Source organism: Streptococcus sp. A69, assembly GCF_058556195.1.
In genome coordinates this window covers 570,288-586,032 of sequence record NZ_JBZUJU010000002.1, presented here as the reverse complement: position 1 = coordinate 586,032, position 15,745 = coordinate 570,288, and the positions used below count along the sequence as shown (strand labels likewise).

Here is a 15,745-nt window from a genome sequence, read left to right as displayed (position 1 = left end):
TAGGTCAAGAATACGAATGAAATGAGGTAGATGTATGCTCTGTCAAAACTGTAAAATTAACGACTCAACAATTCATCTGTATACCAATATCAATGGACAGCAAAAACAAATTGATCTCTGTCAAAATTGCTATAAAATTATCAAAACAGATCCAAATAATACCCTCTTTAAAGGAATGACTGACTTAAACAATCGTGACTTTGATCCTTTTGGAGACTTTTTCAATGATTTGAACAATTTCAGGGCTTCTTCAAATAACGTCCCTCCAACTCAATCCGGTGGGGGATACGGAGGTAATGGGGGATACGGACCTCAAAACCGCGGACCTGTTCAAACACCTCCTCCTAGCCAAGAAAGAGGGCTCCTAGAGGAATATGGTATCAACGTGACTGAAATAGCTCGTCGGGGAGATATTGACCCTGTTATAGGTCGAGATGAGGAGATTATCCGCGTTATCGAAATCCTCAACCGTCGAACCAAGAACAATCCTGTCCTTATCGGAGAACCAGGTGTTGGTAAAACTGCCGTTGTCGAAGGTTTAGCTCAGAAGATTGTCGATGGTGATGTTCCCCATAAACTCCAAGGCAAGCAGGTCATCCGTCTGGATGTGGTTAGTCTAGTTCAAGGAACAGGGATTCGAGGTCAATTTGAAGAGCGTATGCAAAAGCTCATGGAAGAGATACGCAAACGCGAGGACATCATTCTCTTTATCGACGAAATCCATGAAATTGTTGGTGCAGGATCTGCTGGCGATGGCAATATGGATGCAGGAAATATCCTCAAACCAGCCCTTGCCCGTGGTGAATTGCAACTGGTCGGCGCTACTACTCTCAATGAATACCGTATCATTGAAAAAGATGCTGCTTTGGAACGCCGTATGCAGCCTGTCAAAGTTGATGAACCAACTGTCGAAGAAACCATTATCATCCTCAAAGGGGTTCAAAAGAAATACGAAGACTACCATCACGTCAAGTACACAGACGCTGCTATCGAAGCTGCTGCAAATCTTTCCAATCGCTATATCCAAGACCGCTTCTTGCCAGACAAGGCTATTGACCTGCTAGATGAAGCTGGTTCTAAGATGAATCTGACGCTGAACTTTGTTGATCCTAAAGTGATTGATCAGCGTTTAATTGAAGCTGAGAATCTCAAGGCTCAAGCTACTCGAGAGGAAGACTTTGAAAAGGCTGCCTATTTCCGCGATCAGATTGCCAAGTACAAGGAAATGCAGAAAAACAAGGTGACTGACCAGGATACTCCTATCATTAGCGAGAAAACCATTGAGCATATCATTGAGCAGAAAACCAATATTCCTGTCGGAGAACTCAAAGAAAAAGAACAGTCTCAGCTTATCCATCTAGCAGACGACCTCAAAGCTCATGTCATTGGTCAAGATGAAGCTGTCGATAAGATTGCCAAAGCCATCCGTCGTAATCGTGTTGGTCTTGGAACTCCTAACCGCCCAATCGGAAGTTTCCTCTTTGTCGGACCAACTGGTGTCGGTAAGACAGAACTGTCCAAACAACTAGCCATTGAACTCTTTGGTTCTGCTGACAGCATGATTCGCTTTGATATGAGTGAATACATGGAAAAACACAGTGTGGCTAAATTGGTCGGAGCCCCTCCAGGTTATGTTGGCTACGATGAAGCGGGTCAGTTAACGGAAAAAGTTCGTCGTAATCCTTACTCACTCATCCTTCTCGATGAAGTCGAAAAAGCCCATCCAGATGTGATGCACATGTTCCTTCAAGTCTTAGACGATGGCCGTTTGACAGACGGACAAGGACGAACAGTTAGCTTTAAGGATGCTATCATTATCATGACCTCAAATGCCGGTACCGGTAAGGCCGAAGCCAGTGTTGGTTTTGGAGCTGCTCGTGAAGGTCGAACCAACTCTGTTCTCGGTGAACTCGGCAACTTCTTTAGTCCTGAGTTTATGAACCGTTTTGACGGCATCATCGAATTTAAACCTCTCAGCAAGGACAACCTTCTCCAAATCGTCGAACTCATGCTAGCGGATGTCAACAAACGCCTCTCTAGCAACAACATCCACCTCGATGTGACAGACAAGGTCAAGGAAAAGTTGGTTGACCTAGGTTATGATCCCAAAATGGGAGCACGCCCACTCCGTCGTACCATTCAAGACCATATCGAGGATGCTATTACAGACTACTACCTTGAAAATCCAAGCGAAAAAGACCTCAAGGCAGTCATGACAAGCAATGGTAAGATTCAAATCAAATCTGCCAAAAAAACTGAAAAAACAGAAGAGGTTACTTCTGAAAAAGAAGAATAAAACGACCTAACAAGTGCAGAAAGTCTATCATTTTCTGCACCTTTTTTACTAAAATAAATGCAAAACCTTGACAGCTAGTCCCTCGTCCATTATGATAATAATAAAGATACTAAAGAATGAGGAAAATTCAATGGCAAACCCAACTTTTGGTGAAAAAAAGGAGAATGTGACTTACCAGCCCCGCTATGGTGTGTACGCAGTTATTCCGGATGAAGAAAAAAAACAAATTGTCTTAGTCCAAGCTCCCAATGGTGCTTGGTTCTTGCCAGGTGGAGAGATTGAAGCAGGCGAAGCTCATCAAGAAGCACTGAAGAGAGAACTAATCGAAGAACTTGGCTTTACAGCTGAGATCGGGACCTATTATGGGCAAGCTGATGAGTATTTCTACTCTCGACACCGTGATACCTACTACTATAACCCAGCTTATCTCTATGAAGCTATTTCTTTCCAAGAAGTACAGAAGCCATTGGAAGATTTTAATCATATTGCTTGGTTTCCTATTGATGAAGCAATTGAAAAACTCAAACGTGGTAGCCATAAATGGGGAATAGAAGCTTGGAAAATCCAGCATGGAATTGGCTAAAATACACGATTTTATCCAAAAAGTGCTATAATAGAGTTAGAAAATCGGAGGAACTGTTATGAAGCTTATCAACACGACTAATTCACACTCGCAACTTGTTAAAAGCCAATTAGAAAGTACTGATGCAACTCTTGTCGAGGTCTATTCGGCCGGAAATACAGATGTGGTTTTCACACAAGCCCCGCTTCACTATGAAATCCTCATTTCCAACAAACACCGTGCTATTCGTGAACCCGAAATTGAAACCATCCAAGACTTCTTCTTGAAACGTAAAATTGACAAAGGAAGTATCGATGAAGCCAATATCAAAACCCTCTATTCGGATAAATTGATTGAGATTTCAATCCCTATAAAATAAGAAAACCAGCTTAAAAGCTGGTTTTCACTTATAAAAAAGATTGGTAATACACAACTACCAATCTTTTTTATTATGTGACTATTAGTCCGTCTCGCACCTAACGGGTGGTTATGATTTCACAGCCTCTTTCAAAGCATCTACCTTATCCAAACGTTCCCATGGAAGATCGATATCTGTACGTCCCATGTGTCCATAGGCCGCTGTTTGACGATAAATTGGACGTTTAAGATCCAACATTCGGATAATTCCTGCAGGGCGAAGATCAAAGATTTGACGCGTTGCTTTTTCAAGTTTGCTTTCAGCTACTGTTCCTGTACCAAAAGTATCGATACGAACAGAAACAGGTTGCGCCACCCCGATAGCATAGGCCAATTGCACTTCTGCCTTCTTAGCAAGGCCTGCTGCAACGATATTCTTGGCAATGTAGCGAGCCGCATAAGAGGCTGAACGGTCCACCTTCGTCGCATCCTTACCAGAGAAGGCACCGCCACCATGACGAGAATAGCCACCATAGGTATCCACGATAATCTTACGACCAGTCAAACCTGAGTCTCCTTGAGGTCCACCAATTACAAAGCGGCCAGTCGGATTGATAAAGAATTTTGTTTGCTCATCCAAGTAAGAGGATGGAATAACTTCTTTGATGACCTTGTCAATCACATCTTTGTGGATTTGTTCATTAGTAGCTTCTGGGTCGTGCTGAGTTGAAATAACGACTGTGTCCACACGTACCGGACGGTCATTTTCATCATACTCAACTGTAACTTGTGATTTAGCATCTGGACGGAGATAGCTGATTTCACCAGACTTACGAAGTTCTGCCAAACGACGAACCAACTTGTGGCTAAGTGAGATTGGTAATGGCATGAGTTCTTCTGTCTCATCCACCGCAAATCCAAACATAAGACCTTGGTCCCCAGCACCAATCAAGTCAAGCGGATCTTGATCTGCATTCCCACGAACCTCCAAGGCTTCATTAACACCTTGGGCGATATCTGGTGACTGCTCAACAAGTGACGGATGAACTCCCACCGTCTCCGCAGAAAAACCATATTCTGCATTCGTATAACCAATCTCTGCAATGGTATCACGAACCACACGGTTGATATCCACATAAGCATTTGTAGAAATTTCACCAAAAACATGGACGGAACCAGTGTAGACAGCTGTCTCAGCAGCAACGTGCGCATCTGGATCTTTAGCTAAAATAGCATCCAAAATCGCATCTGAAATTTGGTCTGCAATCTTATCCGGATGCCCCTCAGATACAGATTCAGACGTGAATAATTTACGTTCTGACATAAAAATGTCCCCCCTTAAAAAATATTGTTATAGAGTTACAAAGTACTGATAGAAAATCCTATCCTCTACGGGTTGCGACTCGAAAGAAAATAGATCTTTCTACCACCTTATCGGGACTATATAACCTTATCATTATACCACTTTTTACTTTTTTTTGCAGTATTTTTGAAAATTCATAAAACGAAGTTAGAAAAAGGAGCCATGCAGCTCCAATTTTGTCCTTAAAATGTCTGGCGTTTAGCTTTACGCTCGGCACGGCCACGTGCACGATTTTCAGCACGCTTTGTTTTGCGACGTTTTTCATCCACCGCCCATTGAATCTTCTTCTTATAGCCAGGTTTGACTTTTTTCTTTTTCTTTTTAACCAAGCCAATCATTTCAATATCAAGCTTATCCTGCTTCTTTTCACGATTAGCACGACGATCACGGTCATAGGTATCTTGAAACTCTCCGTCTTTGACCATCTTAGGAGTAAACTTAATCCCTAATTTCTCCAACTCACGGATATCCGAGTCATCACTAGGCTGGTAAAGGGTAATCGCTGTACCAGGCAGTCCGTTGCGCCCAGTTCGTCCAACACGGTGAACAAAGAAAGACAAGTCTTGCGGAATGGCATCATTGATAACATGGCTGACCCCTTCAATGTCAATTCCACGCGCTGCCAAGTCCGTTGCAACAATATACTCAAAATCCAGATTTTTCACCTGGTTCATGATTCGCTTGCGTTCACGAGGAGCAATATCTCCATGAATCTTAGCTACCTTCAATCCTTGAGCAGTCAAATAGGCATGCAATTCATCAGCACGCGTTTTTGTGTTAACAAAAATCATTGCCAAATAAGGCTGCATCAACTGAGTCAGCTGGTAAATTTGAGCATTCTTGTCGCGGCCCTTGGTCGAAATCAACCAATTATCAATGGTATCAGAGATGACTGTTTTTGTCTTGATTTTCTCCATGACAGGATTTGACAAATATTTTTTCAAGAATGGTTGTAACTTCTGTGGAATAGTTGCTGAGAAGACCATGAATTGCAAGTCCTTAGGAAGGCTTCCTGCGATCTTATCAACTGTCTCTAAGAATCCCATATCCAAGGTCATATCGGCTTCATCAACTACAAAGGTCTTGGCCTTGTGAATAGCCAAATCACCAGATTTGACCAAGTCATAGATACGACCTGGAGTCCCGATGACAATGTGGGGCTGATTGCTCGCGAGCTTATCAATCTGACGCGCCTTATCCGTACCACCCACATAATTAACCACACGGACTTCGACATCTGAGTGGGCTGCAATCTGACGAGCCGCTTGGTAGATCTGAGTAGCTAACTCACGACTTGGAGCAGTAATCACTGCTTGCACATTATCACTTGTTTCATCCAGTTGCTGGAAAATCGGTAGGAGGAAAGTGTGAGTCTTTCCTGAACCTGTTTTTGATTCCCCTACCAAGTCACGACCTGCCAAGACAATAGGAATCAACTTTTCCTGAACTTCGGTAGGAGTCGTAAACTTCAACTCCTCCAATGCCTTTTCTATATAGTTTTTAAACTGAAATTTCGTAAATGACATATTATCCTCGATTCTATTCATCTAACCATTATACCATATTTTAAACATTTTCAGTAGTACAGTTCGAGAATCAAAAAATGAAAGGAATTACTTCCTTTCATTTTTATTTCCAGTTTAAAATAGCATTCAAACCATAGTGGTCACTGACTTGTGGACCATTTTGGCCATCAAAAACTACATGCAAACTTTCCACTTCTAAGTCTTTTGTCGTAAAGACATAGTCGATTCGTAGTGATTCGGTATTGCCTTTCCAGCCATCAATTTCTGGTGGAACGGTATAGCTACCACTTCTTTCTTTCGCAACTTCAAACGCGTCTTGTAATCCTAATGGGCTAGCTAAAATCGCTTGATAGCCTTCCTGACCAGCTGGATTATTAAAATCACCTGCTAAAATCAAAGGTTTGTTCAACTCTTTTAGTACAGCCTCAAATCGTGCCCATTCTTCTTGGAAACCTTTATCCCACCAAGAGAGATGGACACTTGCAAGAGCAAGTTCCTTGCCTTCAACTACTGTTTCTGCTAAAGCAACTCGACGAGTGTGGTAATCTGTTGGATCATCTACATCTGATACTAAAATCTCACGCGCCTTAATAGGTGTTTTGGATAAGATAGCTACACCTTCATGGTAGCGGTCATAGCCAATATGATTATAAGCCCAAGTCCAGTAGTAGTTTTTCCCTTTCTCAGCCAATTTTTCGACTAGGAGTCGGACATAGTGATCCTGATGAATGGGTTCTGCTGATGGCAAAGCTTGATAGTGATTGTTAACCTCTACCTCCGGCGAAGTCATTTCTTGATTGATTTCTTGAAAACAAATCAAATCATAATCTTTGTCAAGAATATCTTGGAGCAAGAGCTGGAATTTTTCCTCTGCTTCTTTTTCCATCCAACTATGAGTATTGAGTGTTAAAAATTTCATGCTTTTCTCCTAAAACAAGAGGTTGGAAAACAGCTTCCAACCTCGAGTATATTACAATTCTACTTTAGCAACTGCTGTTTTAGCCGCAAGAGAACCTGTTTGTTCTAATTTAACTGATTTGATAGCATCACCATTTGTAAAGACAACCACTGTTGATGTTTCACGACCTGCTGCACGGATAGCATCCAAGTCAGCTGTCACAAGAAGGTCACCAGCAGCCACTTTTTGTCCTTCAGAAACGTGAACAGTAAATGGTTTTCCTTCAAGACTTACAGTATCCAAACCAATATGAACAAGTACTTCAAGACCTGATTCAGTCACAAGTCCAAGTGCATGTTTTGTTGGGAAGATACTTGATACAGTACCTGTAACTGGAGATACAATGTTTCCATTTGCTGGTTCTACTGCAAAACCATCACCCATCATTTTTTGAGCAAAGACTGGATCTTTCACTTGTTCCAAGGCAATAACTTGACCATCAGCTACTGAGTAAACTTCCTCAGTTACACCTTTAAAGTGTACAGTATTCTTTTGAGCTTCTGTCATTTGGCTTGGAAGAGTTTCAGGAATTACTTCACCTGAGTCAAGGATATCTTGGATATCAGATTTCAATACGTCAGCTTTTGGTCCGTAGATAGCTTGGACACCTTGCCCTTTCATGACAAGACCCATAGCTCCTTCAGCTTTCCATTGTTCCTCAGTACCAACACGATCTGCATCCTTAACAGTTACACGAAGACGAGTCATACATGCATCTACATCTACGATGTTTGCACGACCACCAAGAAGGTTAATGATATTTACAGCTTGAGAAGCTGCTGCAACTTTTGTTTCTCCTGGAGCTGCATCTTCTGATGCTCCTTCAGCAGTTTCATAGTTTCCGTTACGTCCTGGAGTTGCATAGTTGAATTTCTTAATCATGAAGTTTGCAATGAAGTACATGATGACTGCAAAGAGGACAGTTACCCAGATAAAGTTAATGATATCCATACCAAGACCAGCGTTGATAGCTAGCGGAGTACGAGTCAAGAATTCAATTGAACCGAATGAGTGCATACGAAGGTGAACAATATCCGCCATAGCAAAGGCAGCACCTTGAACAAGAGCATACACTAGGTAAAGAGGTGTTGCGATAAACATAAACATATACTCGATAGGTTCAGTAACCCCTGTCAAGAATGTTGCAAGGGCTGTCGCAATCATCATACCCTTGTATTGGTGTTTCTTGTCAGCATCAACATTGCGGTAGATAGCAACGATGACACCCATCAAGATACCAAATGAACCAATCATTTGTCCAACTTTGAAACGAGCTGGGTGAACAGTATCTAACAAGTGTTGGTATTGACTAGCATCAGTACCTTTAAGGTTTACAAGGTCTGTTACCCATGCAAGCCATAGTGGGTCTTGACCGAATACTTGAGTACCTTTAGCTGCACCAGTTAAAATGTCATAAGTACCACCAAGAGCTGTATAGTTCATTGGGATAGTCAACATGTGGTGAAGACCAAATGGCAAGAGCAAACGTTCCAAAGTACCATACAAGAATGGTGCAAGAACAGGTGCTGTTTCTTGTGAATTGGCAATCCAGATACCAAAGTTGTTGATACCTGTTTGAACAACTGGCCAGAAAGCTGCAAGTATAATTGCTGCAATAGCTGAACGAAGGATGACAACGAATGGTACGAAGCGTTTCCCATTGAAGAATGAAAGCGCATCAGGAAGTTTACGGTAGTTGTAGTATTTGTTAAAGGCAGTTGCCCCTACAAAACCAGAGATAATCCCTACAAAAACACCCATGTTCAATGCTGGTGCTTCAAGAACACTGATGAAGTAATCAGAAACTTTGATTGAGCCTCCAAAGAGAGTAGTGACCATAGCCTCAGGGTTTTTCAGCATATCACTTGTAACTCCAAAGATAGTACCAGTGATACGGTTGATTAAGATAAAGGCAAGTCCTGCTGCAAAAGCACCGCCTGCACGTTCTTTAGCCCAGCTACCACCGATAGCAAGAGCAAACAAAATATGAAGGTTACCGATAACTCCCCAACCGATTTGCTCAAGAATTCCACCTGTAATAACAAGTGGGGCAAGATTTGGGTCAATCAATGCAAGCGACTTACCGATTGAAATCATCAATCCAGCCGCTGGCATAACAGCGATAACCACCATCAATGCCTTACCGAATTTTTGCCAAAATTCGAAAGACAAGACATTTTTGAATGTATCTTTCATCATTCAAATCTCCTTTATATTTTTTAGGCAAACGTTTTACGAAAACGTTTGCACTTATTTATAATTCAATTATACCACTTTATTTTTTTTTGTAAAGGCTTTTATAAAAAAATTGTCTACTTTTTTTAATTTTTAGAAGAAAAAAGAGAAGTTTACAAAAACTTCTCTTTTAAAAATGTATCATTTTTCTGATTTGTTCTGCAATTTGCATTTATATCCAATTAAATTTTCAAGAATCGACGCATCGAAATTCCTGAACCAATTGAACCAATGAAAATTCCGATTACAAATAGTAGAACTGTCATTAAAGGGACAAACACATCTGGCGTAATCATTGATAAGTTTTGACCTACCAAGGATTTATTGACCGATTGATAAACGATATTGTAAACAAAGAATACAAGAACTGAAGGAATCGCTGCGCCAAGCAAGCCAATAAAAGCACCTTCTAGCAAGAATGGGCCACGGATATAACCATTTCTTGCTCCAACAAGACGCATGATCTGAATCTCACGACTACGTGAAATAATGGTGATACGGATGGTATTGGAAATGAGGAAGACTGCAATAAAAATCAAGAGCCCTGCAATAACCAATCCCCAAACACGGATAAAGGAAGCTAGTTCAAAAAGCCGTTGAGTGTTGGCTCCACCATCTTGAACCTCTGATACTCCCTCAATTTTCTTCGCTTCTTCAGCTACTGTTTTAACATCACTTGGAGAATTTGTATCGACGATATAGGCATCATAGAGAGGATTTGCATCCCCTTCAAAGACCTTCCAATCGTCACCCATTGTTTCCGTCAGTTTCTCGTATTGTTCTTCTTTACTTGAGAAGGTAACACTTTTTACAGCAGGCATCGCCTTCAAAGCATCATAGACCTTGTGGTAGTCATTATTGGTAACTGTCTGACCTTCTTTTTCAATCGTTTCACTGTTATCTGCTACATCCTTACGAATGTAGACCATAACACGAACGTTGTTTTCAATATCGGTAGCCAGTTTTGCTGTATTAAAAATTACAGATGCAAACAGGGCAACGAGTGTTAAGGTAATCATAACCGAACTCACTGCTGCTACTGTCATCCAGCCATTTCGTTTTAAACTTTTTAATGATTCAAATAAATGGCGAAAAAATCTACTAATCATCGTATCCATATTCTCCTTTAGCTTCGTCACGAACGACACGGCCGTTTTCAATGGCAATGACACGGTGGCGCAAGGTATTTACGATTTGGCTGTTGTGGGTCGCCATCAAAACAGTTGTACCTTGAAGATTGATGCGTTCCAACAGATTCATAATTTCCCACGAATTATCTGGGTCCAAGTTTCCTGTTGGTTCATCAGCAATCAATACTTTAGGATTGTTTACAATCGCACGGGCAATCGCAATCCGTTGCTGTTCTCCACCTGAGAGTTCATTCGGGAAAGAACGAACCTTGTGTTTTAAACCTACTAGGTCCAATACTTCCATAACACGTTTTTTGATGTTACGGCGATTCTCTCCGATAACTTCCATTGCGTAGGCAATATTCTCATAAACCGTTTTCTTAGGCAAGAGTTTGTAATCTTGAAAGACAACCCCGACACTACGACGTAGAAGCGGGATATCTTTCTTCTTGATTTTAACTAGATTAAAGCCTGCAACTGATAGGCTTCCTTTTTCGATCTTTACTTCTCGGTATAAAGCTCGAATAAAGGTTGACTTACCTGCCCCAGAAGGTCCTACGATATAGGCAAACTCTCCTGGTTCAATGGTAACAGAGACACCACGCAGGGCAGTCGTTCCATTGTCATACTTTTTGACAACATCTCTCATTTCAATGATTGACATATGAGTTCCTTTCTTTCTTAGCTAATTCGCCACTTGAGATAGGCATCGATGAAACCATCAAGGTCTCCATCCATAACCTTATCTACTTGGGAAACTTCAAAGCTTGTACGGTGATCTTTTACCATAGTATAAGGTGTGAAGACATAAGAACGAATCTGACTTCCCCATGTAATTTCTTTTTTCTCACCTTTGAGGGAATCAACTTCCGCAGCTTTCTTTTCTTGCTCCATCTGATAGAGTTTAGCCTGCAACATCTTCATGGCACGATCTCTATTTCCATACTGGGTACGATCGACCGTTGATTGGACGACAGTTCCTGTAGGAATGTGTGTCAAACGCACACCTGTTGAAACTTTATTGACGTTTTGTCCACCAGCACCACCTGAACGGAAGGTATCCATTTTGATATCATCTTCACGAATCTCCACTTCGATAGTATCATCCAGTTCAGGCATAACCTCTACGGATGTAAATGAAGTATGGCGACGTTTGGCAGAGTCAAATGGTGAAATACGAACCAAACGGTGAACACCCATTTCTGATTTAAGTAGGCCATAAGCATTCGGTCCTTCAAAAAACAAGGTCACAGACTTGATACCTGCTTCATCACCTGCCTGGTAATCCAAAACTTCTACTTTAAAGCCTTTGGCATTTCCATAACGAGTGTACATGCGAAGCAACATATCACCCCAGTCCTGAGCCTCAGTACCACCAGATCCTGGATGAATTTCCAAGATGGCATTATTATGGTCATAAGGTTCTGACAAGAGAAGGGTCATCTCGTAGTTGGCCATCATCTTATCCAACTCGGTTAGCTGCTCGACCAGTTCATCATGGACTGACTCGTCTTCTGCTAAGAAGTCCAATAAAATCTCAACTTCATCCTGCAACTCTTCCATTTTACGGAAGGTATTGTAGGTATTTTTTAATTCATTTAATTCTTGCGACGTTTTTTGGGCCGCGATATTATCGTTCCAAAAATCAGGTTCTGTCATCTTGTTTTCCAAGATGGCAATCTCTTCCTCTAAGCCTTCGAGGTCAAAGAGACCCCCTGAAAGAAGCTAATTTTTCACGATTTGCGTCAATTTTTTGACGAATTTCTGAAATGTCCATAGATACTCCTTTTCATATCGTTTTATTATACCATAATCTCTCATTTCTTTCCATATTTTGCTTTTCACCGCTTTTTGTGGCAGAAAAAAAGAGGCCCTAAAGCCTCTGATTTAAAGGACTTTGGCAGAGGTATGAGTGATCTCCTCCACTTGAATTCCTTCTTTTTCAAACTTATCCTTTAATGAAGTCAAATCGATTTTTCCATCAATTTGAACTTCAATGACGACCTTGCCATCCTTACGCGGAATATTAACTGTGTGCGAGATATTTAGATTTTCTTCTACGATTAGAGCTACAATTTTTCCCAGTACTCCGACTTCATTTTCTGTAATGAAACGAACACGAATACCCTCTTCTCCGTATCCGGCGATTTCCAAGAAAGCCTGAAAAACATCGCGGTCTGTAATTACGCCGTAGACCTGATGATTGTCTACGACTGGTAATATCCCAATTTTATTTTTCAGCATCAGATAGGTTGCATCTTCTAGACTAGCATAGCCAGAAACAGTCACGACATCTCGAATCATTACATCTTTTACTTTGGTTTTATTCAGAAGATAATTCATCTCATAGATAGAGAGACTGGTTGCTTTAGATGGGCTGGCTTCCGCAATGGTTCCTTCTGTTACCAATCCGACTAATTGATCGTTTTCGATAACAGGTAAACGGTGCAAACCTTGCTCGCGCATCAAATCTGCTGCGTGTGCTACAGTCGTATCTGGACTGATATAAACTACCTTACGGGTCATGAAATCTTTAACTGCCATGAGACTTCTCCTTCTCTATTTCTACTTTCATTATACACTTTCTTACACAATCAATCAAACGCTTTCAGCTTTTTTCAAAACACTAAAAAATCTAATCTCTTTACAAAAAAGAGCTCTGGTTTCGAGCTCTCTGAATGAGGGATTAGCAATCCTCATTCGGTTTTATTTCATCACTTAGAAGATCTCTTTACAATCCTTATATGCCGACTAAAAAGGTCCCCCGGACTATATTGATGATTACTTCGTAATCTCCATCTGCAACCTAAACTAGTCTCCCAGACTAGAGGAGAATTGCTTGCGCAGTCCTTATCTGCCGACTAAAACAATCCACTGGATTGTTTTAGCCACCTAGGTATGCTTTTCTGACTTCTTCTGATGAGGCGAGTTCTTTTCCTGTTCCTGATAGGACAATCTTTCCTGTTTCAAGTACATAACCACGATCAGAGATAGCGAGGGCCTTGTTAGCGTTCTGTTCAATCAAAAGGACGGTTGTTCCTTGCTTCTGAATATCTTGAATGATATCAAAAATTTCTTGGATAAAGATTGGGGCAAGTCCCATTGACGGTTCATCCAAGAGAAGGAGCTTAGGTGTAGACATGAGCGCGCGTCCCATAGCCAACATCTGCTGTTCACCGCCTGAAAGAGTTGCCGCATCTTGATTTTTACGTTCTTCCAGACGAGGGAAACGTGAAAAGACTTTTTTCAAGTTGGCTTGATTTTCTTCACGATCTTTCTTTAAAAAGGCTCCCATTTCTAAGTTTTCCATAACAGTCAAACCTGGAAAAACATGGCGTCCTTCAGGGACTTGTGAAAGGCCACCTGCCACAATTTTTTGCGCTGGTAACTTTTGAATTTCTTTTCCTAAAAACTGAATTTTACCAGCACTTGGGCGAACCAAACCTGAAAGGGTACGAAGAATGGTTGTTTTACCAGCACCATTGGCGCCGATAAGGGAAACAACTTCTCCTTCATTAACCTCGAAACTCACATCACGAACTGCTTGGATCATACCGTAATGTACAGAGAGGTTTTCAACTTTTAACATAGGCATTAGGCTTCACCTCCTAGATAAGCTTCGATAACACGTTTATTCGTCTTAATTTCGTCAGGAGTTCCCTGAGCAATCAAGCGACCATATTCAAGAACATAGACACGCTCAGTGACTTCCATAACCAAATTCATGTCATGTTCGATAAGCATGATGGTAATTTTAAATTCATCTTTGATACGACGGATCAATTCTGTCAATTCAGCTGTTTCTTGAGGATTCATCCCAGCTGCCGGTTCATCCAAAAAGAGGATTTTAGGTTCGGTTGCCAGAGCACGAACAATTTCTAATCGACGTTGTTGACCATAGGCTAGATTCTTAGCAAGAGTATCTGCATCACTATCCAAATCAAAGATCCTCAGCAAGTCCAAAGCTTTGCCTTTTAATTCTTCCTCGTTCTTATAAAAAGCTGGTAGGCGTAGAAAGCTCGCAAGGACATGTTGTTTATGATGATTGCTAAATGCAATTAAAACATTTTCCAAAACTGTCAAGTCCTTGAACAAACGAATATTTTGGAAGGTACGACTGAGACCAAGTGAAGCAATCTTGTAGGGAGTTTTCCCATTTAGGAGGTGACCATCTAGTGTCACAGTACCTTCGCTTGGTTCATAAACACCGGTCAAGAGATTGAAAAGGGTTGTTTTACCTGCCCCGTTTGGTCCAATCAGACCAACCAATTCTCCCTCGTTCAATTCAAGAGTGACATCTCCAACAGCTGTTAGACCGCCAAAATGTTTGGTTAATTGTTTAACTTCAAGTAGTGCCATTAGTTTTGTCCCTCCTTCTTCGATTTTTTAAAGAAACGTGATAGACTCAATTCCCATGTCCCAAGAAGTCCACCTGGTCTGAAAATCATGACCAATACAAGAGCCAAAGCGTAGATAATCATACGTACGCTAGCTACATCTTGAAGGAGCATATTTAAAATTCCTAAAACAATCGCTGAAACGATAGTACCAGTAATCGATCCAAGTCCACCAAATACAACGATAATCAACACATTGATGGAATTAATAAAGGTGTAATCTTTTGGAACAACAGATCCGATAAAACCAGCCTGAAGTGAACCAGCAATACTTGCTGTAATGGCACCAAAGACAAAAGCGATAATCTTGATCTTTGTAGTGTTTACCCCAACAGACTCTGCAGCAATCTCATCCTCACGAACAGATAGAGTAGAGCGTCCGATTGGACTACGTAAGAAGTTGAGAGTTGCAATAGTTGTGATCACCACAAATAGATAAACCATTTGCCAGTTGGTAAAGTTTGGAATACCCAAGATACCAGCGGCACCATTGGTCAAACTGCCACCATTAATGATAAAGATACGGATGATTTCTGAAACACCTAGTGTTGCAACAGCCAGATAGTCCCCCTTCAAGCGTAGAGTTGGAATCCCAACAAGCAAAGCAACTGCACCAGAAATCAAGGCACCCAAGACCATTGCTCCAAAGAAGGCACCATAGGTTGGTGATTTTGAACCAATAATCGCTGCTGCATAAGCCCCAATCGCCATAAAACCTGCATGACCGAGTGAAAATTGTCCTGAAAAACCAACGATTAAGTTCAAACCTACTGCAAGGATAATATTAATCCCAATTTGTTCTAAAATTTGAACATGGAATAGATTGAGAACACCAACAGAAACCAGTACGCTAATCAATCCATAACCCGCTAACAGAAGGAATAACCAGAGAATATTTACTTTAAGATTTGTCTTCATTGT

14 protein-coding genes are annotated in these 15,745 nt (G+C 41.2%); 3 read left to right on the top strand and 11 right to left on the bottom strand.

All coding sequences use genetic code 11. The features are described from left to right. Positions 1-34 precede the first annotated feature (34 nt). The 3 genes from AC4ME5_RS06870 (at position 35) to AC4ME5_RS06860 (ending at position 3,237) form a co-directional block, all read left to right on the top strand. On the top strand, positions 35-2,296 hold the full coding sequence (locus AC4ME5_RS06870) for an ATP-dependent Clp protease ATP-binding subunit (protein WP_007520350.1): 2,262 nt from the start codon (positions 35-37) through the stop codon (positions 2,294-2,296). Between the two features lie 130 nt (positions 2,297-2,426). Beyond that, positions 2,427-2,879, top strand: coding sequence for an NUDIX hydrolase (locus tag AC4ME5_RS06865; protein WP_007520352.1), 453 nt, complete (start codon positions 2,427-2,429; stop codon positions 2,877-2,879). Between the two features lie 58 nt (positions 2,880-2,937). After that, complete coding sequence (locus tag AC4ME5_RS06860) at positions 2,938-3,237, top strand: DUF1827 family protein (RefSeq protein WP_000767205.1); 300 nt, start codon at positions 2,938-2,940, stop codon at positions 3,235-3,237. A 108-nt stretch (positions 3,238-3,345) separates the two neighbouring features. Here AC4ME5_RS06860 and metK read toward each other — a convergent pair whose 3' ends face one another. The 11 genes from metK to AC4ME5_RS06805 form a co-directional block, all read right to left on the bottom strand. After that, positions 3,346-4,539, bottom strand: coding sequence for a methionine adenosyltransferase (gene metK, locus AC4ME5_RS06855; protein WP_491800396.1), 1,194 nt, complete (start codon positions 4,537-4,539; stop codon positions 3,346-3,348). Between the two features lie 221 nt (positions 4,540-4,760). Then, complete coding sequence (locus AC4ME5_RS06850; protein ID WP_491800434.1) at positions 4,761-6,104, bottom strand: DEAD/DEAH box helicase; 1,344 nt, start codon at positions 6,102-6,104, stop codon at positions 4,761-4,763. 103 nt (positions 6,105-6,207) lie between these two features. Then, positions 6,208-7,023, bottom strand: coding sequence for an endonuclease/exonuclease/phosphatase family protein (locus tag AC4ME5_RS06845; protein WP_491800395.1), 816 nt, complete (start codon positions 7,021-7,023; stop codon positions 6,208-6,210). A gap of 51 nt (positions 7,024-7,074) precedes the next feature. After that, complete coding sequence (locus AC4ME5_RS06840; RefSeq protein WP_491800394.1) at positions 7,075-9,261, bottom strand: PTS transporter subunit IIBC; 2,187 nt, start codon at positions 9,259-9,261, stop codon at positions 7,075-7,077. Positions 9,262-9,479: 218 nt separating this feature from the next. Then, on the bottom strand, positions 9,480-10,406 hold the full coding sequence (ftsX, locus tag AC4ME5_RS06835; protein ID WP_000625557.1) for a permease-like cell division protein FtsX: 927 nt from the start codon (positions 10,404-10,406) through the stop codon (positions 9,480-9,482). Then, positions 10,399-11,091 carry a cell division ATP-binding protein FtsE gene (ftsE, locus tag AC4ME5_RS06830; protein WP_000022271.1) on the bottom strand — a complete coding sequence of 231 codons (693 nt, stop codon included), beginning with the start codon at positions 11,089-11,091 and terminating at the stop codon, positions 10,399-10,401. The genes ftsX and ftsE overlap by 8 nt, the downstream gene beginning before the upstream one ends. A gap of 17 nt (positions 11,092-11,108) precedes the next feature. After that, a protein-coding gene (gene prfB, locus AC4ME5_RS06825; RefSeq protein WP_141553778.1) for a peptide chain release factor 2 occupies positions 11,109-12,204 on the bottom strand; the annotation gives its coding sequence in 2 pieces (ribosomal slippage) (positions 11,109-12,131 and positions 12,133-12,204; 1,095 coding nt in all). Positions 12,205-12,314: 110 nt separating this feature from the next. Beyond that, complete coding sequence (locus AC4ME5_RS06820) at positions 12,315-12,971, bottom strand: CBS domain-containing protein (RefSeq protein WP_000268646.1); 657 nt, start codon at positions 12,969-12,971, stop codon at positions 12,315-12,317. Positions 12,972-13,311: 340 nt separating this feature from the next. Then, positions 13,312-14,022, bottom strand: coding sequence for an ABC transporter ATP-binding protein (locus AC4ME5_RS06815; RefSeq protein ID WP_021164650.1), 711 nt, complete (start codon positions 14,020-14,022; stop codon positions 13,312-13,314). Then, a complete protein-coding gene (locus AC4ME5_RS06810) occupies positions 14,022-14,786 on the bottom strand; it encodes an ABC transporter ATP-binding protein (RefSeq protein WP_491800393.1) in 765 nt (254 codons plus the stop codon). The genes AC4ME5_RS06815 and AC4ME5_RS06810 overlap by 1 nt, the downstream gene beginning before the upstream one ends. Beyond that, positions 14,786-15,742, bottom strand: a complete 957-nt coding sequence (locus tag AC4ME5_RS06805) for a branched-chain amino acid ABC transporter permease (RefSeq protein WP_000856264.1) — start codon at positions 15,740-15,742, stop codon at positions 14,786-14,788. The genes AC4ME5_RS06810 and AC4ME5_RS06805 overlap by 1 nt, the downstream gene beginning before the upstream one ends. Positions 15,743-15,745 lie beyond the last annotated feature (3 nt).

What these genes read in the sequence shown, in the direction of transcription:
- AC4ME5_RS06870 (WP_007520350.1), top strand. Translation starts at nt 35, where the DNA reads ATGCTCTGTCAAAACTGTAAAATTAACGACTCAACAATTCATCTGTAT.
- AC4ME5_RS06865 (WP_007520352.1), top strand. Translation starts at nt 2,427, where the DNA reads ATGGCAAACCCAACTTTTGGTGAAAAAAAGGAGAATGTGACTTACCAG.
- AC4ME5_RS06860 (WP_000767205.1), top strand. Translation starts at nt 2,938, where the DNA reads ATGAAGCTTATCAACACGACTAATTCACACTCGCAACTTGTTAAAAGC.
- metK (WP_491800396.1), bottom strand. Translation starts at nt 4,539, where the DNA reads ATGTCAGAACGTAAATTATTCACGTCTGAATCTGTATCTGAGGGGCAT.
- AC4ME5_RS06850 (WP_491800434.1), bottom strand. Translation starts at nt 6,104, where the DNA reads ATGTCATTTACGAAATTTCAGTTTAAAAACTATATAGAAAAGGCATTG.
- AC4ME5_RS06845 (WP_491800395.1), bottom strand. Translation starts at nt 7,023, where the DNA reads ATGAAATTTTTAACACTCAATACTCATAGTTGGATGGAAAAAGAAGCA.
- AC4ME5_RS06840 (WP_491800394.1), bottom strand. Translation starts at nt 9,261, where the DNA reads ATGATGAAAGATACATTCAAAAATGTCTTGTCTTTCGAATTTTGGCAA.
- ftsX (WP_000625557.1), bottom strand. Translation starts at nt 10,406, where the DNA reads ATGATTAGTAGATTTTTTCGCCATTTATTTGAATCATTAAAAAGTTTA.
- ftsE (WP_000022271.1), bottom strand. Translation starts at nt 11,091, where the DNA reads ATGTCAATCATTGAAATGAGAGATGTTGTCAAAAAGTATGACAATGGA.
- AC4ME5_RS06820 (WP_000268646.1), bottom strand. Translation starts at nt 12,971, where the DNA reads ATGGCAGTTAAAGATTTCATGACCCGTAAGGTAGTTTATATCAGTCCA.
- AC4ME5_RS06815 (WP_021164650.1), bottom strand. Translation starts at nt 14,022, where the DNA reads ATGCCTATGTTAAAAGTTGAAAACCTCTCTGTACATTACGGTATGATC.
- AC4ME5_RS06810 (WP_491800393.1), bottom strand. Translation starts at nt 14,786, where the DNA reads ATGGCACTACTTGAAGTTAAACAATTAACCAAACATTTTGGCGGTCTA.
- AC4ME5_RS06805 (WP_000856264.1), bottom strand. Translation starts at nt 15,742, where the DNA reads ATGAAGACAAATCTTAAAGTAAATATTCTCTGGTTATTCCTTCTGTTA.